The 22,809-nt window shown below is 59.8% G+C and carries 22 protein-coding genes and 2 tRNA genes; 10 read left to right on the plus strand and 14 right to left on the minus strand.

Annotated elements, in window-relative coordinates; translation table 11 throughout:
* Positions 1-242 precede the first annotated feature (242 nt).
* Positions 243-317 (minus strand) — tRNA-Asn (locus D0Y60_RS16065).
* A gap of 184 nt (positions 318-501) precedes the next feature.
* Here D0Y60_RS16065 and D0Y60_RS16070 point away from each other — a divergent pair.
* Positions 502-786 carry a hypothetical protein gene (locus D0Y60_RS16070; RefSeq protein ID WP_117370990.1) on the plus strand — a complete coding sequence of 95 codons (285 nt, stop codon included), beginning with the start codon at positions 502-504 and terminating at the stop codon, positions 784-786.
* Between the two features lie 63 nt (positions 787-849).
* Positions 850-1,326, plus strand: a complete 477-nt coding sequence (locus tag D0Y60_RS16075) for a DUF2938 domain-containing protein (protein ID WP_117370991.1) — start codon at positions 850-852, stop codon at positions 1,324-1,326.
* Positions 1,327-1,369: 43 nt separating this feature from the next.
* On the opposite strand, the gene D0Y60_RS16080 is transcribed toward D0Y60_RS16075, so the two are convergent.
* The 11 genes from D0Y60_RS16080 to exbB all read right to left on the minus strand — a co-directional run bounded on the left by D0Y60_RS16080 (position 1,370) and on the right by exbB (position 8,855).
* Positions 1,370-1,687, minus strand: coding sequence for an RcnB family protein (locus D0Y60_RS16080; RefSeq protein ID WP_117371176.1), 318 nt, complete (start codon positions 1,685-1,687; stop codon positions 1,370-1,372).
* A gap of 147 nt (positions 1,688-1,834) precedes the next feature.
* Entirely contained in the window at positions 1,835-2,098 is a 264-nt protein-coding gene (locus D0Y60_RS16085; protein WP_117370992.1) for a hypothetical protein, read from the minus strand.
* An 80-nt stretch (positions 2,099-2,178) separates the two neighbouring features.
* Positions 2,179-2,730 (minus strand): hypothetical protein, encoded by a 552-nt coding sequence (locus D0Y60_RS16090; RefSeq protein WP_117370993.1) that lies wholly within the window; start codon positions 2,728-2,730, stop codon positions 2,179-2,181.
* 60 nt (positions 2,731-2,790) lie between these two features.
* Complete coding sequence (locus D0Y60_RS16095; RefSeq protein ID WP_147324532.1) at positions 2,791-2,991, minus strand: hypothetical protein; 201 nt, start codon at positions 2,989-2,991, stop codon at positions 2,791-2,793.
* A 35-nt stretch (positions 2,992-3,026) separates the two neighbouring features.
* Positions 3,027-3,188 (minus strand): hypothetical protein, encoded by a 162-nt coding sequence (locus tag D0Y60_RS24765; RefSeq protein ID WP_158565499.1) that lies wholly within the window; start codon positions 3,186-3,188, stop codon positions 3,027-3,029.
* Between the two features lie 139 nt (positions 3,189-3,327).
* Positions 3,328-3,510: a hypothetical protein gene (locus tag D0Y60_RS16100; protein ID WP_117370995.1), complete on the minus strand. Its 183-nt coding sequence runs from the start codon at positions 3,508-3,510 to the stop codon at positions 3,328-3,330.
* A 55-nt stretch (positions 3,511-3,565) separates the two neighbouring features.
* A complete protein-coding gene (locus D0Y60_RS16105; protein WP_117370996.1) occupies positions 3,566-4,750 on the minus strand; it encodes a calcium-binding protein in 1,185 nt (394 codons plus the stop codon).
* A 435-nt stretch (positions 4,751-5,185) separates the two neighbouring features.
* Positions 5,186-6,202, minus strand: coding sequence for an alpha/beta hydrolase (locus D0Y60_RS16110; RefSeq protein ID WP_117370997.1), 1,017 nt, complete (start codon positions 6,200-6,202; stop codon positions 5,186-5,188).
* 909 nt (positions 6,203-7,111) lie between these two features.
* Positions 7,112-7,185: transfer RNA gene (locus tag D0Y60_RS16120), tRNA-Cys, on the minus strand.
* A gap of 130 nt (positions 7,186-7,315) precedes the next feature.
* Complete coding sequence (gene exbD / locus D0Y60_RS16125; protein WP_117370999.1) at positions 7,316-7,744, minus strand: TonB system transport protein ExbD; 429 nt, start codon at positions 7,742-7,744, stop codon at positions 7,316-7,318.
* Between the two features lie 4 nt (positions 7,745-7,748).
* Positions 7,749-8,855, minus strand: a complete 1,107-nt coding sequence (exbB, locus tag D0Y60_RS16130) for a tonB-system energizer ExbB (RefSeq protein WP_245409207.1) — start codon at positions 8,853-8,855, stop codon at positions 7,749-7,751.
* A 325-nt stretch (positions 8,856-9,180) separates the two neighbouring features.
* On the opposite strand from exbB, the gene D0Y60_RS16135 reads away from it, so the two are divergent.
* The 6 genes from D0Y60_RS16135 (at position 9,181) to exoR (ending at position 18,271) form a co-directional block, all read left to right on the plus strand.
* Entirely contained in the window at positions 9,181-9,831 is a 651-nt protein-coding gene (locus D0Y60_RS16135) for a protein-L-isoaspartate O-methyltransferase (RefSeq protein ID WP_117371177.1), read from the plus strand.
* Positions 9,832-10,085: 254 nt separating this feature from the next.
* A complete protein-coding gene (locus tag D0Y60_RS16140) occupies positions 10,086-11,468 on the plus strand; it encodes a TolC family outer membrane protein (protein ID WP_245409208.1) in 1,383 nt (460 codons plus the stop codon).
* A 173-nt stretch (positions 11,469-11,641) separates the two neighbouring features.
* On the plus strand, positions 11,642-12,442 hold the full coding sequence (locus D0Y60_RS16145) for a DUF2497 domain-containing protein (RefSeq protein ID WP_117371001.1): 801 nt from the start codon (positions 11,642-11,644) through the stop codon (positions 12,440-12,442).
* 137 nt (positions 12,443-12,579) lie between these two features.
* The gene (locus D0Y60_RS16150) at positions 12,580-15,507 is read left to right on the plus strand and encodes a valine--tRNA ligase (RefSeq protein ID WP_117371002.1); all 2,928 of its coding nucleotides are present in this window, start codon (positions 12,580-12,582) and stop codon (positions 15,505-15,507) included.
* Between the two features lie 358 nt (positions 15,508-15,865).
* Positions 15,866-17,116: an OmpP1/FadL family transporter gene (locus D0Y60_RS16155; protein WP_117371003.1), complete on the plus strand. Its 1,251-nt coding sequence runs from the start codon at positions 15,866-15,868 to the stop codon at positions 17,114-17,116.
* 351 nt (positions 17,117-17,467) lie between these two features.
* Entirely contained in the window at positions 17,468-18,271 is an 804-nt protein-coding gene (exoR, locus tag D0Y60_RS16160) for an exopolysaccharide production regulator ExoR (RefSeq protein WP_117371004.1), read from the plus strand.
* 41 nt (positions 18,272-18,312) lie between these two features.
* Here the strand turns inward: exoR and xth are convergent, their stop codons facing one another.
* Complete coding sequence (xth, locus tag D0Y60_RS16165) at positions 18,313-19,116, minus strand: exodeoxyribonuclease III (protein WP_117371179.1); 804 nt, start codon at positions 19,114-19,116, stop codon at positions 18,313-18,315.
* Between the two features lie 30 nt (positions 19,117-19,146).
* Positions 19,147-19,479 (minus strand): iron-sulfur cluster insertion protein ErpA, encoded by a 333-nt coding sequence (gene erpA, locus D0Y60_RS16170; protein ID WP_117371005.1) that lies wholly within the window; start codon positions 19,477-19,479, stop codon positions 19,147-19,149.
* A gap of 218 nt (positions 19,480-19,697) precedes the next feature.
* Here erpA and D0Y60_RS16175 point away from each other — a divergent pair, with 218 nt between their 5' ends.
* Together D0Y60_RS16175 and argS are read left to right on the plus strand one after the other, a co-directional pair.
* Positions 19,698-20,918 (plus strand): deoxyguanosinetriphosphate triphosphohydrolase, encoded by a 1,221-nt coding sequence (locus D0Y60_RS16175; protein WP_117371006.1) that lies wholly within the window; start codon positions 19,698-19,700, stop codon positions 20,916-20,918.
* A gap of 67 nt (positions 20,919-20,985) precedes the next feature.
* On the plus strand, positions 20,986-22,746 hold the full coding sequence (gene argS / locus D0Y60_RS16180; protein ID WP_117371180.1) for an arginine--tRNA ligase: 1,761 nt from the start codon (positions 20,986-20,988) through the stop codon (positions 22,744-22,746).
* Positions 22,747-22,809 lie beyond the last annotated feature (63 nt).

The raw sequence follows: 22,809 nt of genomic DNA on the forward strand, positions 1-22,809 counted from the left end.
GCTCATGAGCCCAAAACGACGAAGGAGAAAAGGAAGAGCTTGACCGCAACCACCGACCCGAACGACATCTAATAGGCGGGTCAATTCTCGGTGGAAATGCCGGGTCAGTTCTCAGTGGCAATCAACATCGACTCCAATAGGAGCCAACAGATGCAGCCGAAACGTCATTAGGAAAGAAATTAGGAGCCGGCTCAATCAAGAACCGACTCCTTCAATGTAATCAGCACTCTAGCTGAAGAAACTGGCTCCCCGGGCCGGATTCGAACCGGCGACCTGTCGATTAACAGTCGAATGCTCTACCGCTGAGCTACCAGGGATCATCCGCTTGCTGCTGTTTCCAGTCGCTCGCTGCGGAGTGAGCGCGTAATACAAATGCTGGATCGATTTGCCAAGCGCTTTTTGACAAAAAAATGCGCCAGACTTGATTGATTGTGGACAAGTCTCCAACTGGAAGCAAGACGATGCCCGGAAAACCGGGACTTGCAGCGAAATGAGCAATATATGGCGACGAAAAAAAACGATATGAAATTCGGTATCGACCCCCGCACTCGAGAGATCGTCGTCGGCTCTTTTCGTTTGAAGCTGCCGGAATCGCGCTGGTTACGCACGCTGATCGGCGTGCTGCTGGTCTTCGGGGGCCTACTGGGCTTTCTGCCGGTGCTCGGCTTCTGGATGGTGCCGCTCGGCCTTCTCGTGCTGTCACACGATTCCCACTTCGTGCGGCGCCAGCGCCGCCGCCTCGCCGTCTGGTGGGCGAGCCGCAAAGCGCGCCGCAGCGCGCGTTAATCCTCCTTGCACCGCTTCTGATGTCCTGATCTAACGCGATGGATATCTGTCGAGGGGAAGCATATGGAGTTGCTGGTGAAAGGGGCCGTAATCGGCTTTGGCGCGACGGTGCTGATGGATCTCTGGGCCGCCTTGCTCTGGAAGGCATTCCGACAGTCAAGGCCGAACTGGGCGCCGGTTGGCCGCTGGGTCTGGCATTTGAAGAACGGCACTGTCTTCCATGACAATATAGCCGCTGCAGAACCCTATGCACAGGAGCAGGTGCTCGGCTGGATCTTCCACTATGCGGTAGGTATTCTCTACGGCATCATTCTCGCCCTGTTTGCCGGAGCCCCCTGGTTCGCCGCGCCGACCTTTCTGCCGGCCTGGATTGTCGGCATCGTCACCGTCGGTGCGGGATGGTTCCTGCTGCAGCCGGGGCTCGGCATCGGTTTTGCGGCCTCGAAGCTCCCCAATGCCAATGCGGTGCGCATTCTCAATTTGGTGTCCCATACCGTCTTTGCGCTGGGCCTCTACGGAACGGCTCTTCTCATCCGTTGAAAAGGCAACGCCACCGCAGAGATTCTGCGGTGGCGTTTCCGGTTTAGCGGCCGGCGGCCACGCCGAGAATAAGACCTGTCGCGACGCTCATCAGAAGGTAGGAGTTGTCCACCTTCACCCATTGCTGGCCGCGGGCGGGCTTGCGCAGGCCGTGGCGGTGGTAGTCGCGCACGGCCGGACGACCCCGCCAATCGGAGTAGCGCTCGCCCTTGCGCCAGTTATGGCGCTTGACGATCACCTTTTTCTTCGTGGTGTGGGTATAACCGGGCTTGCGGTCGTGGCCGTAGTGCTGCTGGGCCTGTGCCATCGGTGCGGCGGCAAAGGAGAGGGCAACGGCGGCGAGAAGGGTGCGGGTGAACAGTTTCATCAGTTTGTTCCTCGTGATACGAGAAACCTAGGCGCGGTGCGATGAACCAAAACTGAATGATATGATTACAATTCTGTAATGAAAGCAGGCGCTTATCTTGTGTTCAACAGCGCCGCCGGCCCGCCCGCAGACGGTCTGCACCTAGTGCGTGGAAGGAACGTCGTCCTCTTCCAGGAAGGAATGGATGCCATCGCGGGCCACCGTGGCCAGAAACTCGTCGAACGCTTCCCTGTCGGTCGCAAAGGGGGCGTCCCATTCGAACAAATCTTCGTTCTGCGTCACTACCTCCAGTCGCCAGTCCTGCTGGGTGCCGGCCGGACGGTAGATATCGACGAGAACGGTAATGTCATCCTCGGTAAATTCGCCGGAGAGTTCGGAATGCTCGAGCTTGGGTTTCTTCGCCATGGGTAATTCCGTTTGAAATGTCTGGTCCGGCATATGCGCATGACCACACGCATCCGCAAGGTGCGCTCTATGGCATCGGGTCAATTCCCGCGGATGCGGACACACGCATCCCGCCATTGCATCAGCTTTTTCCCATCATCCTTTTGCGGCGCAAGCGAATAGGTCGTGCCGGCAATGGTGATCGTCGCGCCCTCGCTGGTCTCTTTGGAGAGCGTATCGAGCAACGGAGCCGTGTCATAGGTACCAAGACTGAGCATCCAGCCGCCGTCCATCTCATTGGCATCGACATGAATCATCGAGAACGGCAGATCGATTTTCTTTGCGCCGGCGGAAAGCGGAACGTTCGCATAGGTCGCGCCGGAAGACGCCTTGTTGATCAGATCGACCGCCGTTGTCTCTACGGGGCCGCTGAGGATGTTGATTTGTAGAGGCGGCGTCTGGGCGGGATCGCAGACAAGACTGTAGGCCACGCATTCGGAGACTTCATCGCCAGCGCAGAGGCTGAAGGTAAGATGCGCCGCCGGCTGCTCATTATTTTCGTAGAAATAAGCATGGAATTCCTCGCTCCACGCCGGTGCTAGGCCGAAGAAGAATACGGTGAAAATACCGGCAAGACGCGATGTGAATCTCATGAGACCCTCCTGTCGATGACGAGCCGCATGATGGCGCGACGGACGCTTTGTGCGCCGCGCTCAACCTGCCGGCCAGCCGAGTATTCGCATATCCACAGCGTTTGTCGACGGTTTGGTGGCGCAGGCCGGGCGGTCTTGCATGAAGCCGCGCGCCATCGCGATGGCGGCGATGCGCAGGCGGTCCTCAACCGCGTCCCGTTCAGCCAGCACGGTGCGGATGGCCTCAATCGCATCCCAATCGTGGAGGGCCAGGACAGCCATGGCTTCGTCTTTCTCTCGCTCGTAAGAGTGTAGGATCATTGCAGGCGCAACTCCAACTGCTTCTTGCTTTTAAGAACATAGAGTGGCCGAGGCGCGGCCTGCGTCTTCCGCAGGCGTTCCGCACGCTCCGCCGCGACTTTTTCTCGCCAGGCGCGGGATTCCGCGACCACAGCAAGGGCTCTTTCTATCGCGTCCATCTGCATGATCACCTTTAATTTGTTCGCTTTATGTTCTATTTTTGGTGCGGAAAGTCAATCGAATTTTTGTGAAAAACTGGTGAGATCTGGAGAGGATTACACGTGACCGGGCCGAAAAGGTGCCTTGAAGGAGCACGCACTATGCTTGAGTCGTCGGCTTTCCCATCGAACTGCCTGTGATCACGTAGCCGGGTTGGCCACTGGCCGCAACGGACACGATCGGCTTGCCGTTCGTACCTGAGAGCACGCCCCTGACATCGAAAGTCACATGCAGCGCACTGATGGCACTTAAAAAGATGCGCGACGATCCGATGGCCATCATCAGATGGCTTGCCAGCCTAGAAGCTAGCCAGGGAGGTGCGTGAGCAGCTAACCGCCTATAAAATGAAATCGGTACCCTTCATGACTAGGCTAACGTCTAACGCAATCGAGAAGTCAGCTTTACCGTCCCCGTTGATGTCACCAGAGATGAACGTATCGCCGGATTTTATCTCGTAGCGCAACTCTCCAGCTGCCTTATGAAAAGCCTGCGTATCAATGAATTTGAAAGCTTGGTCGCCGCTTTTGACCGAGTTTGCATCGATAAGCTTTAGGTCAATTTTCTCAGCATCAGCGCGAGAGAAATCTTTGATTGTGTCACGGCCAACACTAGAGACTGTGCTTTCTTTGATACTTTTAAATACGAATGTATCCTTCTCGGATCCACCGGTAAGCGTGTCTTTTCCGAGCCCGCCATAAAGCGTGTCAACGCCAGTGCCCCCCAAAAGAGTATCATTCCCATCATCTCCCTGGAGTGCATCATTGCCCGCATCCCCGGAGAGTAAGTCGTTTCCTTTGCCGCCATAGAGCTTGTCATTGTCTGCCTCGCCTTGGAAAGTGTCATTGTCAATTCCTCCGCGAAGAAGGTCGTTGCCGGCACCACCAAAGATCGTACCCGAAAGCCGGCCGTCGACACCGTTATAGACATCGTTGCCTGCGTCGAGACTTATTGTCCCGATTATCTTGCCGGTGTTTGTTATCTCCTCTATTGAAGATGCTTGAAAGCTAGTTGAAATGATGGAGTAATTTCCACCCTTTATTATTCCAGAGTTGAATATTTCGAGTGTTTCAGCCGCATTGGTGCCATGCCATACAGCTCTATCTGTCGCTTCAATTCTACCAGAGTTTATGACTTCCGAGGTTGTGGCCTCGGATGAACCGTTCATATACACGCCACGGCCGGTCGACCAGATTTTCCCTTCGTTCTCGACAACGCTACTGTAGCCATAGATCCATACCGCAGCATCGCTATTGTTTGTAAAGCTTTTAAGGCTGCCAGTTTCTCCAATTACAACGTGATGCAGGCGGTCTGTGGCCGGATCAATACCCAAATTGATCGCGTACGTGGAAGAGGCCACAATGCCATCCACATAGACGGAGCGGCCCGTTCCACTTCCGACGATCGCAGTCGTGTCGGTGGAGGAAACAACTACATTTTCCGCAATATATGCGCTGTCGCTCGTACCAAGATTAACCTGAACGCCGCTGCCATCCAAATTGGTAGTGATTGTCTTCAATGCCATGACAAACTCCCCCTTTTCTACGGTTAGATAGAATGACGTGCGAGGTCATTGCTATATTCTCATGAATGGCTGCTCAGGCGTGTTGGGACGGCGGTTTCTTGAATAAATTCGGGTAATTTGTTCTGATGGAGTTAGTATAGCGCTGGGTCCGGATCATCGCGCTGCGCCTGTTCGATCTGTGAGAGGATTCAGGCCGCTAGTTAAACGCGACGAGCAGTTTCCATCGGCGCACGGCCGGGGCGACGAGTTTGCCCGTGGTGGCGCGCCGGATTCGCGCCGGCGGCCGAAGGTGCCGGCAAGGGATATGTTCGTGGCCATTCCTCTTATCGATCGGCTGAAGGTGAAGTGCCGGAATTTTCACTGGCAAGTAGCCGTATCGCGATCGGACTTTTGTCGCGCCCGATCAGGCTCAGGCTTCTTCAGTTCGAAGGCGCGTCATTGTTGCCGCCGGCGCACCTTCGCCACCACTTCGTTGACAGCGTTGATTACCGCGTCGGGCCGCTCCAACTGCACGACGTGGCTTGAATCGCGCAATGTCTGGTGTGTGCTGTCTCGCGACCACGCCGCTTGTTCCTCTTGCATTTTAGCCCACGCATCTTCCCGGCGTTCGAATTGCTCTCGACTCATGCCAGCCGATGCTTGCTGATCTTTGGTGTAATCGCTCCATTTTTTGCCATGAGAGAGAACTGCCAGTGGACGGTCGTCCAGGTCGCGGAAGGTCCCTGCCTGCTGCAAGGTGGCAGGCATTGCAACAACCTCGTCAAGTGCAGCCTGCAACGATGGTATCTGATAAGCGGCAACCTCCGCAGCGACGTGGTCTGGCAACTCGGGAAGCTCCGGTGCGGGCAGGAGTAAGCGGGGCAGGCCAGTCCATGAGAGAGCTGCGATCGCTCGGAAGAGCAACGGTGCTGGATCGTCCTCAATTCCGGACGCCGCTTCGAGCCTTTTGATCTGGTCCGGATGTGCGCTATCGACAAGCACGACGCCGACAACGTCAGTCGGATGCCGCTTGGTGTAGAGCATCACGATAGGGCCGCCAAGCGATGCTCCTACCATGACATAGGGACCACGTTCCTTCGCAACCTCAAGCGTTTTCTGCAAATCGGCAATGATCGCCTCGCCATCGCGTGGAAGTGGCCCCGGGTCGCTCCACATGAGGCCGGCACGATCATAGGCGCAAACGCGGGTTGTCTCCGAAACGGTCTGTACTATGGGATACCACAATGTCGATCCGCTCGTGTCCGCGCCGGCCTCCAGAATGACAGTCGGCCAACCGCTACCGTGGCAATCGATGTGTATGCGTCGGCCGCCGATCTCTGCGAGTTCACCGGGCGGAGGGAATTCTCTAGCGGAAATACGCCGGGCAATGGCCTCGTATACTGTTCCTGCGGCGAGCATGATTGAAACCGCCAGCGCCACGCCCATACCGGTAAGGCGTACAATGTTGCCCATTCTCCAACAATCCCGTTGTTTCGTCAGATTCCCGTCCCGACTCACACTTCCGGTAATTGGTTTCCGGTGCGCCGCATAGAGCTGGTGATCTCGCCCCAATGACAATTTCACGCCTATGGTCGAGGGAGTAAGCAGGGGAAAGAATGCCAAGAAATTATGACCTACTTCGCTTCCTCTGTGCAAAGCCGGAGTTTTCACAAGTTGCACGGTCACAGCACATCTCTCTGTGTGTTCCTGTCACCAAGGTCACAACGTTTCATCCGGTAAGCCCAGTATCTGGCGTTGCAACAAATTATGTCCTCGAGGAAACGAGCCGCATGCAACCGCGACCGCAAATACTTTTCGATGTCGTCACAAAAACAGTCGCCATTTTATTCGAAGGCAACGTCATAACGTTGATGGGACCGTACTCGTCGCGCACCAGCGCAATGACTGCCGCGATGGACGAGTGCGCAAAGCGCGGTTGGCTCGATGTCTCGCACCCCGCGCTGGCGGGCCAAACGCGCTTGGACTGAGAGACCATGCACCGGAAAACAGCGGGTCTGACTTTAGCAATCTTTTTTCTGGGAACCGTACGGGCGGCGCTTGCAGGCTCGGTAAGCGGCGTCGTTGCTCAGGAACGTCAACGTCGAGGTTATCTATCAGACGTTCAATGTCGACCGTTTGCCGGGACGCTCTTCTCGCGTCAGCGCTTGGACGGTCGGTTAGGCGTTCCACCTTCTGGCACATCCACGGCGGCGTTCAACTGGAACGGTGCGGCACGTTTTGGGTTTTTAACGGCAGCAGGACCGTTTTAGGAACCGATTGCCACACGTAAATTGAGTGCGGCGGGACGGTAGAAGCCGAAACTGCCACACCTCCGAAATTCCGGTGTCGTCTCAGTATGTTGAAAACTTAAAGTGAAGGGGATGGAGGCCTCGCCGAGAATCGAACTCGGGTGCAAGGATTTGCAGTCCTCTGCGTCACCACTCCGCCACGAGGCCATCCGTTTGCTATAAAGCGTGTGGTGACGGGCGTTTAGAACGAATTCAGACAGGGTGCAAGAGGCTTTGCTGTCGATTGTAACGCTTTTTTGTGGGCAGGCGGCGCGCCCGTCAGGCGCGCCGTGCCGCATTATTGAGCCGGAGCGCCTTCGAGACCGACAAGGGCGATCTTGGCGTAACCCGCGCCGCGCAGGAGGTTCATGACATCCATGACGCTGCCATAGTCCACGGCCTTGTCGGCGCGCAGCAGGATTCGGGTGTCTTTGTTGCCTTCCGTTACGGCATCGAGTTCCGGGCCAAAATTGTCGCGGCCGATCGCGCCGTTGCCGATCGAGACCGTCAGATCCTTTTTCAGCGTCATGAAGACCGGCTTGTCTTCGCGCGGCGTCGGTTGCGCGACGGAGGAGGGCAGGTCGACATTGATGTCGACGGTCGCCAGCGGTGCAGCCACCATGAAGATGATGAGCAGAACCAGCATGACGTCGATGAATGGCGTCACGTTGATTTCGCTGTTCTCCTCGAGGTCGTCGCCGCCGCCTTCCTTGATCTTGCTGGCCATGGCGTCACCCGAGCTTCACGACGGAGGCGCCGGCGCGCTCGCCGCGCTGGGCGGCAGGATGGCGAACGGCGCGGCGCACGTCGAGGTCGCGACTGGCGAGACGCTCGATGGCGGCCGAGGCATCGGCGAGGTTCTGGCGGTAGCCGGTGATGGCGCGGGCCAGGAAGTTGTAGATCACGACGGCGGGAATGGCCGCGACGAGGCCGATGGCGGTGGCAAGCAGCGCTTCGGCGATGCCGGGCGCCACGATGGCGAGGTTGGTCGTCTGTGCCTTCGAGATGCCGATGAACGAGTTCATGATACCCCAGACGGTGCCGAACAGACCGACGAACGGGGCCGTGGAACCGATGGTGGCAAGCAGGCCCGTGCCCTTGGCGATGCGGCGGCCGCTGTGCACTTCCATACGGCCGAGGCGAGAGGCGATGCGTTCCTTCACGCCAACGTCGGAGACGTGGTCGAGCACGGTCTCGGAGGCCTCCATTTCTTCGCGGGCGGCGCGCGTCATGCGGGCGACGAGACCGCGGTTGCGGCCGAGCGCCTGTTCGCCGTCTTCCAGCCCGCGGGCGGCGATAAGGCGACGCACGGCATGGCTGGCCGAGCGCTGGGCGGCGCCGAGCTCGGCGATCTTGACCAGCAGCACCGTCCAGGTGACGACGGAGGCGAAGGCGAGGCCGACCATCACGCCCTTCACGACGATATCGGCCGCCATGAACATACCCCATGGCGACAGGTCGTGCGGCAGGCCAGCCTGGCGTGCGTCTGCCGCATCGTCGACCGCGTCGAGTTCCGTCGCGTCCCCATCGGCAGCCATGGTATCGGTTTCGGCCATCGTTGCCGGGTTGTCGGCGCCGCCTTCGGTTGCGGTCGGACGTGACGTCGTTTCGGTCGTCGTCGTTGTGGTCGTGCCGGTTGCGGTACTCGTCGGCTGAATCTCGCTGGACTGGGTCTGTGTGGCCTGCGTCTGTGTGGACTGGATCTGCGTCGATTGGCCGGCAATCGGCTGGCTGTCCGTCTGGACCGTAGGTGTCTCCTGGGTTTGCGCCGAAACGGCGTAGGGCGCGGTAAGCGCTACCAGGATCATCGCGAAGTGCAGTCGAGACCGTTTCAGCACGGCGTATTCCTCTTGTATGTCTGACTTTGAGTGCAGCCCGCTCGAGGACGGGCCGTCGGCGCGGGCGCAAGCACACCGCTAAAACCTGACTGTCCAATACGACATTATACCCCGGACAGGCAATAATATGTTGAGTAATAAATTCATGATAACGCGGAGTAACGAAGCCGATCCCGAAGCGGTGGCGTTACCGGTGGTTTTTGCGCGCAATCGGAAGGCGCCTATGGACACCCGCCCTGAAACCGCACTAAGAGAATTGCGATGCATCCGGCAGCGGGCCGGGCCTTTGCGCCGGTCTCGCCGTTTTATTCAAGGGCTAGAGATGATTGACTACAAAGCAGCGCGCACGAAGATGGTGGACAACCAGATCCGTACGACGGACGTGACGTCGCACGAGGTGCTCGACGCCTTCCTGACCGTCGCGCGCGAAGAGTTCGTGCCGGCCGCGGCAAAGCCGCTCGCCTATATCGATAACGACATCCAGCTTGCTCCCGGCCGCTACCTGATGGAGCCGTCGCCGCTCGCCAAGCTGATCCAGCTCGCCGAAATCACCAAAAGCGACATCATTCTCGAAGTCGGCTGCGGAACGGGTTACGCCTCGGCGATCCTGTCGCGTCTCGGCAGCTCGGTCGTGGCGCTGGAAAGCGATGCCGATCTTGCCGCGACGGCAACGGAAACGCTGTCGCGTCTCGGCTATGACAATGTCGCCGTCGTTTCCGGCGATCTCGAAGCCGGCTATGCGGCGGAAGCACCCTATGACGTGATCTTCGTGCATGGTGCGGTCGAGTTCGTTCCTGCCGCCCTTTTCGCGCAGCTGCGCAATGGCGGCCGCATGGTCGTCGTCGAAGGCTACGGCAATGCCTCGCAGGCCCGCATCTATATCAAGGAAAGCGGCCATGTTGCGGAGCGCAACGTCTTCAACACGGCCGTCAAGCCGCTACCAGGCTTCCGCAAGGCGAAAGAATTCGTCTTCTAAGACGGCTTAGCGGCTAAAGACAGGAAGGCCTGCTTTTGTTGCGCTTTGGCAACGGGCCTTTCCTATTGTCGCTGCCGGACCCGAGGGGACTGGTGCGATCCCTGTTTCCCAAGCAACTTAAACGCACTATTCGCAAGCGGTGCGGGAACCGCTCCGAGCGGATGCCGTGTGCCGAAAGCATGCGTGCCTCGCGGATGAAAATGTGTCAAAGGGCGGCTCAGTGGCGGGTCGATCCAGGATCGGAGTTTTGTACTGTGTCCATTCTTCGTCGAACCGCCCTTGCCGTTGCGCTCGCCTCCGCTGCCGTAATTCTCCCGCAGGGGGCAGGCGCAGAAACGTTGGCCGGTGCCATGGCCAAGGCCTATGAGAACAATCCCGACCTGAACGCTGCCCGCGCGGCCCTGCGCGCCATCGACGAGAACGTGACCATCGCCAAGGCGGGCTATCGACCGCGCATCAGCGCGGTCTCGGAATACGAAGTAACCGGCACCAAACTGGACAAGCGCCCCTTCTTCGGTCAGCGAAAGACCAAGCAGCTCACCTCCAGTCACGGCATCACCGTCACGCAGCAGATTTTCGATGGTTTCCAGACGCTGAACCGGGTGAAGGCCGCGGAGCTGAATGTTCTGGCAAGCCGCGAACAGCTGCGCGCCAACGAGATCTCCATCCTGCTGGCAGCCGTCGAATCTTACGCCAATATCGCCCGCGACCAGCAGGTCGTCGCCATCCGCAAGCAGAACCTCGCCTTCCTAAACGAGCAGCTCAACGCTGCCAATGCCCGTCTCGATGTCGGTGAAGGCACGCGCACGGATGTGAGCCTTGCCCAGGCCGAGCTTGCTGCTGCCAAGGCGCTTCTGACGGCAGCTGTCTCCCAGCTCAAGCAGAGCGAGGCGGCCTATGTGCAGATCGTCGGTGTCGCGCCAACGGGGATCAAGCAGCCCGCGGCCGCGAAGAAGGCGATGCCCGCTTCGCTCGATGCCGCGGTCGCGATGGGCTATCAGGAAAATCCGACCATCCTTTCGGCCATGCGCAGCGCCGACGCCGCCGGTTACAATGTGCGGGTGGCCGAAGGCACGATGCTGCCGGGGGTCTCGCTGCAGGGCGATCTTTACAAGTCCGTGAACAACGACGCCGGCCCTGCCGATAATCTCACCGGCGCGCTTTCGGCCCGTGTCGTGGTTCCGCTCTATCAGGGCGGCGCCGAATACGGCCAGATTCGCCAGGCCAAGGAACAGCTCGGCCAGCGCCAGATCCTCGTCGATTCCGCGCGGCTGGAAGTCCAGCGCACTATCGTTTCCGCCCATGCGCAATATGAAGCGTCTGTGGCGGCCATCGGGGCGATCCGCCAGCAGATCGATGCCGCCAACATGGCGCTGAATGGCGTCGTGGAAGAGCGCAATGTCGGCCAGCGCACGACGCTCGACGTGCTGAACGCCCAGCAGAACGTGCTCGACGCCAAGGAAAGCCTCGTGTCTGCCCAGCGCGACGCCGTCGTCGCCAGCTATTCGCTGATTGCGGCCATGGGGGCGCTGACGGTGCGCAGCCAGGGGCTGGAGGTCACGGAATATCGCGCCGAGCGCCATTACGAGAAGGTCAAGGACAAGTGGTTCGGCCTCCGCACGGTCGACAGCAACTGACCGGCTCGAGCCTCGTTCTTCGCCGTGCCCTTGTGGCGGCAAACAAATCTGTGCATCACTCGTAACACATGATTCGCGGCGATTTAGTTCGCCGTCGAACTCGCCTAGGGTTTTGCGGACGTCCGGCAGGTCTTCGTGCCATGCCGCGGACGCCGCAGAGAACGGGGATAGAAATGGCTCAGCCAAGTGTAGCGCGTGAACCGTCCATGGATGAGATCCTGGCGTCCATCCGCAAGATCATCGAGAACAACGAAGCTCAGCCGGATTTCGCCGCCGATGCGCAGGATGACGATGGCTTCGATATCTCGACGGAAAGGGATGCCACTCTCCTCGATCATCCCGTGGTCGTGGAGCAGTTCCATGCGGAGGAAACCCGCTCGGCCTCGGTTCAGTCCCCTGCGCTTGAATCCGTGCAGAGCGCCGGCCAGCCGGCACAGACTACTGGTCAACCCGCACTGTCGCTGGCGGATGTCGCAGCCCGTGTTCGCGCCGCGTCCGAGCGCCACGTTGCCGCCAACCGCGAACCGGTGGCCGAGCGCGAGGTGTTTGTTGCCGAGCCGGTACCGCCGGTTGTTGCGCGCGAGGAAAACCCTGTCGTTACGGCGCGTGTCGCCGCTACGGCAAGCCGCTTCACGCCGGTAAACGATCGTGTCGCGCCCATTGCCGAGAAGATGGAGCCCCCGGTAGCCAGCAACGAGCCTGTGCAGGCCACCGTTGCCGAGCCGATCGAAGACAGCCCTGTCGGCCGCGAGATCGCAGCCCTCGTCTCGCCCGCCGTCGGCGAGCGTGTCGCGCAGTCTTTCGATGCGTTGGCGGAAGCCGTCGATGCCGGTCCGCGCCGCTCCTTCGACGAGATCGCCGAGGACATGCTGCGCCCGATGCTGCAGGAATGGCTCGACGACAACCTGCCGACCCTGGTGGAGCGGTTGGTGCGAGAGGAAATCGAACGGGTGGCGCGCGGCCCGCGCCGCTGACCGACGCCGTCCTTCTACCAAAGATGGATAAAGCCGCGCCGGGCCACCCGGCGCGGCTTTTCTTCTGATATTGTTGACTCCATGCCGGCCATCCGGTTTACAAAACCCAACCGATAAACAGCAGGCCACGCACGAAAATGCTTGAAAAAACCTATGATTCCGCAGCGGTCGAGCCGCGCATCGCCAAAACGTGGGAAGAGGCGGATGCTTTCCGCGCCGGCGAGGGCGCAAAGCCCGGCGCTGCGACCTTCACTATCGTGATCCCGCCGCCGAACGTCACGGGTTCGCTGCATATGGGCCATGCGCTCAACAACACGCTGCAGGACATTATGGTCCGCTTCGAGCGCATGCGCGGCAAGGATGTGTTGTGGCAGCCGGGCATGGACCATGCCGGCATCGCGACCCAGATGGTCGTCGAGCGCAAGCTTGCCGCCGAAAAGCTGCCGGGCCGCCGTGAGATGGGCCGCGAGGCCTTCATCGAAAAGGTCTGGGAATGGAAGGCCGAATCGGGTGGTCTGATCTTCAACCAGCTGAAGCGCCTCGGCGCCTCCTGCGACTGGTCGCGCGAACGCTTCACCATGGATGAGGGCCTCTCCGAAGCCGTGCTCGAAGTCTTCGTCTCTCTCTACAAGGAAGGCCTGATCTACCGCGGCAAGCGTCTCGTCAACTGGGACCCTAAGTTCGAAACGGCGATTTCCGATCTCGAAGTCGAGAACAAGGAAGTCGACGGCCATATGTGGCACTTCAAGTACCCGCTCGCCGACGGGGCCACCTATACCTATGTCGAGAAGGACGCTGACGGCAACGTCACCTTCCAGGAAGAGCGCGACTATATTTCCATCGCGACGACTCGCCCCGAGACGATGCTGGGTGACGGCGCGGTTGCCGTTCACCCGACCGACGAGCGCTATGCGCCGATCGTCGGCAAGCTTTGCGAAATCCCTGTTGGCCCGAAGGAACACCGCCGCCTGATCCCGATCATCACCGACGAATATCCGGAGAAGGATTTCGGCTCGGGTGCGGTCAAGATCACCGGCGCGCACGACTTCAACGACTACCAGGTCGCCAAGCGCAACAATATTCCGCTCTATCGCCTGATGGACACGCAGGCCGCCATGCGTACCGACGGCGAGCCCTATGCGGTCTACGCCGCGCAGGCGCTCGAGATCGCCAAGTCCGGCCATGTTCCCGGTGAGGCCGAAGTCGACGACATCAACCTCGTTCCCGACGAATATCGCGGCCTTGACCGCTATGAAGCCCGCAAGCGCATCGTTGACGCCATCAATGCCGAAGGCCTTGCCGTCACCGTCAAGGACGGCGAAGGCAACGACATTCCGTACGTCGAGAACAAGAAGGTCATGCAGCCCTTCGGCGACCGCTCCGGCGTCGTCATCGAGCCGATGCTGACCGACCAGTGGTTCGCCGACGCCAAGACGCTGGCGCAGCCGGCCATCCGCTCCGTTCGCGAGGGCCGCACCAACTTCGTCCCGAAGAACTGGGAAAAGACCTATTTCGAATGGATGGAAAACATCGAACCGTGGTGCATTTCGCGCCAGCTTTGGTGGGGCCATCAGATCCCGGCCTGGTATGGTCCGGATGGCCAGGTCTTCGTCGAAAAGACCGAGGAAGAGGCGCTGCACGCCGCCATCCAGCATTACATCGCCCATGAGGGCCCGTGGAAGGCCTGGGTCGAGGAGAAGCTGGAGAACTTTGCGCCGGGCGAGATTCTGACGCGCGACGAGGACGTGCTCGATACCTGGTTCTCCTCCGCGCTCTGGCCGTTCTCGACGCTCGGCTGGCCGGAAAAGACGCCGGAACTGGCGAAATACTATCAGACCGACGTGCTGGTCACCGGCTTCGACATCATCTTCTTCTGGGTCGCCCGCATGATGATGATGGGCCTGCACTTCATGAAGGATGAGCTCGGCAACCCCGTCGAGCCGTTCCATACCGTCTATGTCCACGCCCTCGTGCGCGACAAGAACGGGCAGAAGATGTCGAAGTCCAAGGGCAACGTCATCGATCCGCTCGAACTCATAGACGAATACGGTGCGGACGCGCTGCGCTTCACGCTGGCCGTCATGGCTGCGCAGGGTCGCGACGTGAAGCTCGATCCGGCCCGCATCGCCGGTTATCGCAATTTTGGCACCAAGCTGTGGAACGCCACGCGCTTTGCCGAAATGAACGGCGTCGCCTCCGATCCGAAGTTTGTGCCGGAAGCCGCCTCGTTGACGATCAACCGCTGGATCCTGACGGAGCTCGCCCGCACGGCGCGCGACGTCACCGAAGCGATCGAGACCTACCGCTTCAACGATGCGGCCGGCACGCTCTACCGCTTCATCTGGAACCAGTTCTGCGACTGGTATCTGGAACTGCTGAAGCCGGTCTTCTCCGGTGAGGATGAGGCGGCCAAGGCGGAATCGCAGGCCTGCGCGGCTTATGTTCTGGAAGAGACCTACAAGCTCCTCCATCCCTTCATGCCCTTCATGACGGAAGAGCTGTGGGCGCATACGGCGGGCGAGGGCAAGACCCGCGACAGTCTGATCTGCCACGCCGAATGGCCGGCACCCGCCTATGGTGACGATGCGGCGGCCGACGAGATCAACTGGCTGATCGACCTCGTATCCGGCATCCGCTCGGTTCGCGCCGAGATGAACGTGCCGCCGAGCGCCACCGCGCCGCTCATCGTGGTGGGTGCGAATGCGCTGACTCAGAAGCGGCTTGCAACACACGACAGCGCGATCCGTCGCCTGGCGCGTGTCTCCGAGATCGGCCTCGAAGACGCGGCCCCCAAGGGGGCGGCGCAGATCGTCATCGGCGAGGCAACGGCCTGCCTGCCGCTCGGCAACCTGATCGATCTCGGCGCCGAAAAGGCCCGCCTCGAAAAGGCGATCGAAAAGGCGAAGGCGGAAGCCGGGCGCATCCAGGGCAAGCTCTCGAACGAAAAGTTCGTCGCCAACGCCAAGCCCGAAGTGGTGGAAGCCGAGCGCGAACGCTTCGCCGAGCTGGAACAGCAGCTCGCCAGCCTCGCCGTGGCGCTGACCCGGGTCAGCGAAGCCGGCTGATTCCACGCACTGCGTGTGAAAATGACGACAAAGCCGCGCCGGTGACCCCGGCGCGGCTTTTTATTCGCCTAGTGGCTGCAAAATTCCCATTGTGGTCGAAATGTGACATGATGTCGCCGGTGTGGAATATCATTCCTGATATCGGGATTGATTTTTGTCATTTTAGTATTTTGTTTCATTCAGCCTCTTTGCTGAGGTGCTTCAGAAAAATCTTACGTAATTCTGCGGGCGCACACCGGAAATCACGGGCAAGAACTGGGGTTTGCCAAGCCGGCGTGCGTCTTCGATAGTCATCGTCGGAGAGGCGCGGGACAGAGGCAGCCGTGCCTGCGCAAAACTTATTCAGGGGAGGTTTTGCATGTTTGGTACGAAAATCAATCGAGGGCTTGTGGCGGCAGGCGCGCTTCTGGCTGCAACGTCTGCCCACGCCGGCGGTTTGGAACGCGGTGGCTACAATATCGATCTGCTGTTCGATCCGTCGGACTATGCATTCGAAAGCGCGGTGACCTATGTCAACCCGCAGCGTGAACTCGACAATGTGACGGATATCAATCCGCTGGACGGCGACCTGAATGGCCGGCCGTCCAATGGCATCGGTGATACCGAAGGCTATTGGGTGCCGCGCATCGGCTTCAAGGCGAAGCTCGCGCCGGCCATCAACTGCATGGTCGACTATTCTCAGCCCTGGGGTGCGCATAGCAATCCGGGCAGCAACTGGGCTGGCGCCAACGACAATATCGAAACCAAGATCGAGAGCCACAACTACGCTGGCACTTGCTCCTATTCGTTCGATGCAGGCCCGGGCCAGTTGCGCCTTATCGGCGGTGGTTTCTATCAGGAGGTTTCCGGCTTCAAGGACCGCCTGGTCTTTGCAGTGCCCGATGGTCTGCCGATCAACGGCGTCGGCCGTCTGGAACTGGAAGGCGAAGGCTGGGGATGGCGCGCTGGCGTTGCCTATGAGATCGAGGAATACGCCCTGCGCGCAAGCCTTGTGTACAACAGCGCCGTCAAGCTCAACGACATTACAGGCACGATGGACCTGACGCAGGTTCCGGCCGCCGTCAATCCGCTCGCGGGTATCGTGACGCCGGTATTCGGTTCCGCTGAAATGCCGGATTCGCTCGAACTCAAGGTCCAGACGGGGGTCGCGCCCGATTGGCTGGTGTTCGGTTCGGTCAAGTGGACGGACTGGAGCCAGCTCCAGAGCCTGCCATTCTGCCCGAAGGCAACACGCGGCATCGCCTGCACCACCAGCGGCCCGACCGAAGTCACGTCGCTTGACCTGCTCTATCGCGACGGCTGGACCGTTTCGGGCGGCGTCGGCCATAAGTTCAACGACAAGCTGAGCGGCGCGGCCAGCATCACCTGGGACCGTGGCACCAGTACCGGTATCGGCACGCAGACCGACACATGGACGCTTGGCGCCGGCGTTTCCTACGCTGCGGCCGAAAACATCGAACTGCGCCTCGGCGGTGCGGTCGGTATTCTGACCAGCGGTTCCTCCGGCCAAATCGTCAAGGATGGCCGCACCTTCGGCCAGCGCGTAAGTTACGATTTCGGCACGGATGTCGTGACGGCGATCTCGACCTCGCTCAAAGTTAAGTTCTGATCGGCGGACCAGAAGCATCGAAAAAGGCCCGGCGTCATCGCCGGGCCTTTTTTCTTGGTTAACACTTCGTTGCGTTGCCGCCTGCCTTTTGGGGAAACCACAGCGAAGCCTGAAAATATGTGACGGAATCGCAACACATTTTTTTCCAGAGTTTGCTACACCCCTAGGCAAGCGCCCAAATGTCCATTTCCCGCCACAAACGGGGCGCAGCGATAGGACATATAGACGCGTGGAACCGCGCTTAAGGAAACGATGAGCCAGCCGATGTCATTGCCGCCGGAAACACGCACGGACTCCGTGCCATCCCGGTTTGGCCTATGCCGGAAAGCCAGGCGCGGAATTGTAGAGTCGATGCCGAAGTCCGAGTTGATGCCGATGAAGCTGTTGGTAATGGGCCTGTGTCTTTCGCTTTCCTCCGGGATGGCGTCCCAGGCCTTCGCATTTGACACACAATCCGGCGTCAGCCGGGAAAGCGGTCCGTTCGACCTTTTCAAGTTTGGCTTCTTCTCCTACAAGGAAGGCCGCAAAAGCGATGCTGTCGAGGCTTACCGCTACGCTGCGGAAAAGGGCCATACCGGATCGCGCTGGGCGCTCGCCAACATGTATGCCGATGGCGATGGCGTACCAGAAAACGATCTCGAAGCCTTCAAGATCTATAGCGAGATCGCCCAGGCCGGGGTGGAGCCGGGCTCGGAAGATACCGGCTACTTCGCCAATGCGCTGATCGCGCTTGCTGGTTACTATCGCCGCGGCATTTCGGACAGCCCCGTCAAGATCGATCTCGCCCAGGCCCGCCAGCTCTATTTCCAGGCCGCATCCGCCTTCGGTATTCCAGAAGCGCAGTTCCAGCTCGGTCGCATGATGCTGACCGGCGAGGGCGGCTCCGTCAGCGTGCACCAGGCCAAGAAGTGGTTGAACCGTGCGCGCAACAACGGTCATGCTGGCGCGCTCGGCCTGTTCGGCAACATCATCTTCCAGGAAGGCGATACGGCCCGTGGGCTTGCCTTCATGACCGCCGCTCTCGACCATTGCCCGCCGAAGGATTGCGCCTGGTTGCAGGCGACGCAGGAAGAGGCTTTCTCGGTGGCGAGCGAAGAGGACCGCCGCAAGGGCGTAGCGCTCGCGCAGAATATCCGCTTCAATTCGGGCGAATAACAATCTTGACATCAGGGCAGGGCGCTTGGTCGCCCCGCGGGCTACGCCGCCGTTGACAGCGCGTAGTCGAGCACGGCTACGACCGGCACGTGGTCGGACGGCTTTTCCCAGTTGCGCACGTGCTTTTCCACATCCGTTGAAACGAGCCGGTCGGAGGCTTCGGCCGACAGCATCAGGTGGTCTATTCGGATACCGTTGTTCTTAGGCCAGGCGCCGGCCTGATAATCCCAGAAAGTATAGAGCGGCGTCGCATCGGATGAGGCGCGCACGGCGTCGGTGAGGCCGAGATTTTCGAGGCGGCGGAAAGCCTGGCGGGTCGGCGGCAGGTAGAGCGCATCGCGCTCCCAGACCTTTACGTCCCAGCAATCGTGCGGCTCGGGAATGACATTGTAGTCGCCTGCAAGAATCAGCGGTTCTTCAAGCGCTAGACGGTCCTCCGTGAAAACGACGAGGCGATCCATCCAGGACAGCTTGTAGGGGTACTTGACCGGATCCTCCGGCGGGTTGCCGTTCGGCAGATAGAGGCAGCAGAAGCGGATTGCGCCACCCTCGACGGAAAACACGCCCTCGATGAAACGGGACTGTTCGTCGCCCTCGCCACCTGGCAGGCCACGGTTCACTTCGTCCGGGCGGATTTTGGAGAGCAGCGCGACGCCGTTGAAACCCTTCTGCCCATGCGTCTCGATGTGATAGCCGAGCGCCTCGATCTCGGCGCGCGGAAAGCCCTCGTCGACCGTCTTGATTTCCTGCAGGCCGACGATATCGGGGTTCGATTCCTTCAGCCACGCAACGAGATTGTCGATGCGCGCCCGCACGCCGTTGATGTTCCAGGTGGCAATCTTGATCGGCATGCGGGGTTCCCGTGATATTAAATATTAGATCGAGAAGCTGGTGCCGCAGCCACAGCTGGCGACGGCGTTCGGGTTCTTGATCTGGAAGGACTGGCCAAGCAGGTTGTCGATGAAATCGATCTCCGACCCGTCCATATAGACGAGGGAGAGCTGGTCGATCAGCACCTTGGCATTGTCCTTTTCGAGCACCATGTCGTCGTCCTGTTGGTCCTCGACGAGGTCGAATTTATAGGAAAAGCCGGAACAGCCGCCGCCTTCGACGGACACGCGCAGCGCCTGTTTTTCGGGTGCTGCACCCAGAATTGATGCGATGCGCCGGGCGGCGGCATCGGAGATGGTAACGGACTTGTCGGTCATATCTGCCTCCTGCCGGGGTCAAGAACCGGAGAGAATCGCTTCCTGTGCGGATGGCGGCGGTTTGGCCGCCTTTCGTCCCGCTGCTCCAGGCTGTCTGGACAAATCCCTGAAAAGACTTGTTTTTCAAGCTCTGCTTGCAGCCGGACTTGCCGCTGTGCACACTATAGGTATGAAGGCATTGAGGCCGCGTCAATGGGCGGCGTGACTGCAGGTGACGAATGACGTTTGACAGACATGCGCTTGGGTTCGGCGCTGGGCAACGGGCGATCTATGCGTCTGACCCTTGGACGACCCGCGGACGGCTTCATGCCGAGAGCGATAGCCCGACCCGCTCGGACTTCCAGCGCGACCGCGACCGCATCGTGCACACTACCGCTTTCCGGCGCCTCAAGCATAAGACGCAGGTCTTCATCGCCGCCGACGGCGACCATTATCGCACGCGTCTGACGCATACGATCGAAGTGGCGCAGATCGCCCGCGCGCTGGCCCGCGCCCTGAAACTCGACGAAGACCTCGCTGAGGGCGTGGCGCTTGTGCACGATTTCGGCCACACGCCCTTTGGCCACACGGGCGAGGACGCACTGGACGCGGTACTGAAACCCTTCGGTGGCTTCGACCACAATGCTCAGTCACTGCGCATCGTCACCAAGCTGGAGCGGCGCTATGCGGAGTTCGACGGGCTGAACCTGACCTGGGAAAGCCTGGAGGGCCTCGTCAAGCACAATGGCCCGTTGATCGGCCCGACGGGCGAATGCACCCATGGCGAGGACGTGCCGCGCCCGATCCTCGAATATTGCGCGATGCATGACCTCGAGCTCGGAAGCTTCGCCAGCATGGAGGCGCAGGTTGCGGCGATCGCCGATGATATCGCCTACAATACCCATGACATCGATGACGGGCTGCGCTCCGGATACCTCACCTTCGAGATGCTAGAGGAGGTGCCGTTCCTCGCCGGCCTGATGAAGGAAGTTTCTGATAAATATCCGGGTCTGGAAGCGCCGCGCTTCACCCACGAGATCATGCGCCGACAGATCACCCGCATGGTCGAGGATGTCATCGGCTATGCGCAGGCGGCTATCCGCGAGGAGCGGCCGGAAAGTGCGCAGGATGTGCGCAAGGCTCACCGTTGCCTCGCGACCTTTACCGAACAAATGTCGGTGACGGACAAGCAGATAAAGAAGCTCCTGTTTTCACGCATATACCGACACCCTGACGTGATGCGTGTGCGGGCCAGTGCGGCAGAGATTCTGACGGACCTCTATCATGCCTATATGGATGACCCGAAACTCATGCAGGGGCACTACTGGGTCGATCGCATCGCCAGCATGCCGGAATCTGCGCGGGCCCGTCATGTCGGCGATTATCTCGCCGGAATGACCGACAATTACGCGATCGACACGCATCGGCGGCTGTTTGACCATACCCCGGATTTGCGATAGTCACCCGCCGAACCGAACTACTTCGCAGGATAGGCCGTGAATTGGCCGCCGCGAGCGGATGGATGAGATGAACCTTTTTACAGACTTCGATAAAAGAATCAAAAACGTACTCGAAGGACTTGAGATCGTGCGCGAGAAGCGTGCTGATGTCGATTTCGGCCGTATCAGCGTTGAACCACCGCGCGATGCCAGCCATGGCGACGTCGCGACCAATGCCGCTATGGTGCTGGCCAAGCCGCTCGGCCTTAATCCACGCGCGCTGGCCGATCTCATCGTCGCTGAACTGAAGAACGATCCCGAAGTCGCCGATGTCAGCGTTGCCGGCCCCGGCTTCATCAATGTGCGTCTGTCGGTCGCCTATTGGCAGAAGCTGCTTGCTGCCATCGTTTCAGCGGGCACCAATTATGGTCGCGGTTCGCTTGGCGCCGGCCGCAAGGTCAATGTGGAATATGTTTCCGCCAATCCTACCGGCCCTATGCATGTCGGCCACTGCCGCGGCGCCGTCGTCGGCGATGCGCTCGCCAATCTGCTGGCCTTTGCCGGCTATGCGGTGACGAAGGAATATTACATCAACGACGCCGGCTCGCAGATCGATGTGTTGGCCAAGTCCGCTTTCCTGCGTTACCGCGAAGCGCTCGGCGAGGTGATCGGCGAAATCCCGTCGGGCCTCTATCCGGGCGATTACCTCGTTCCGGTCGGAGAGGCGCTGGCGGCCGAGCACGGCACGACACTGCGCGCCATGTCGGAAGCGCAATGGATGCCGATCGTCAAGGAAAAGACGATCGAGATGATGATGGCGATGATCCGCGAGGATCTGGCGGCGCTCAACGTCAAGCACGACGTGTTCTTCTCCGAGCGTTCGCTGCATGCCGGCAATGGCGCGCCGATCCGCACCGCCATCAACGACCTGACCTTTAAGGGGCATGTCTACAAGGGCGTGCTGCCGCCGCCGAAGGGCCAGCTGCCGGAAGACTGGGAAGACCGCGAGCAGACGCTGTTCCGCTCGACGGAAGTCGGTGACGACATCGACCGCCCGCTGATCAAATCGGATGGCTCCTACACCTATTTCGCCGCCGACGTCGCCTACTTCAAGGACAAGTTCGACCGCGGCTTTGACGAGATGATCTATGTGCTCGGCGCTGACCATGGCGGTTACGTCAAGCGACTGGAAGCGGTGGCGCGCGCCGTGTCGGAAGGCAAGGCGAAGCTGACGGTGCTGCTGTGCCAATTGGTGAAGCTCTATCGCGACGGCGAGCCGGTGAAGATGTCGAAGCGCTCCGGCGATTTCGTCACGCTGCGTGATGTTGTCGATGAAGTCGGCCGTGATCCGGTGCGCTTCATGATGCTCTACCGGAAGAATAGCGAGCCCCTCGACTTCGACTTCGCCAAGGTGACCGAGCAGTCCAAGGACAATCCGGTCTTCTATGTGCAGTATGCCCATGCGCGGTGTATGTCGGTGTTCCGCCAGGCGGCTGAGGCCTTCCCGGATATCGACATCGCCGGACTCGATCTCGCCGGTGCGATCGAAGGCAATATCTCGGATCCGAGCGAGCTTCAGCTTCTTGCCAAGCTCGCAGAATATCCACGTGTCATCGAGGCTGCGTCACTGGCGCAGGAGCCTCATCGTATCGCTTTTTATCTCTATGATCTTGCCAGCGCGTTCCATGCGCATTGGAATAAAGGCAAAGAACAAACGGAATTACGGTTTGTTAACGATAAAAATAGAGAATTGAGTATCGCCAGACTTGGGCTGGTGCACGCGGTTGCCTCTGTTTTGAAGTCTGCTCTTGCCATTACAGGTACGGCAGCGCCGGACGAGATGCGATAACGTCACCATTTGCCCACAATAAGCTGGCAAACGCGACTTTGTAGCTTTTGAGTGGGAAGCAGT

Source organism: Shinella sp. WSJ-2 (assembly GCF_003432075.1).
In the GTDB taxonomy this organism is placed as follows: domain Bacteria; phylum Pseudomonadota; class Alphaproteobacteria; order Rhizobiales; family Rhizobiaceae; genus Shinella.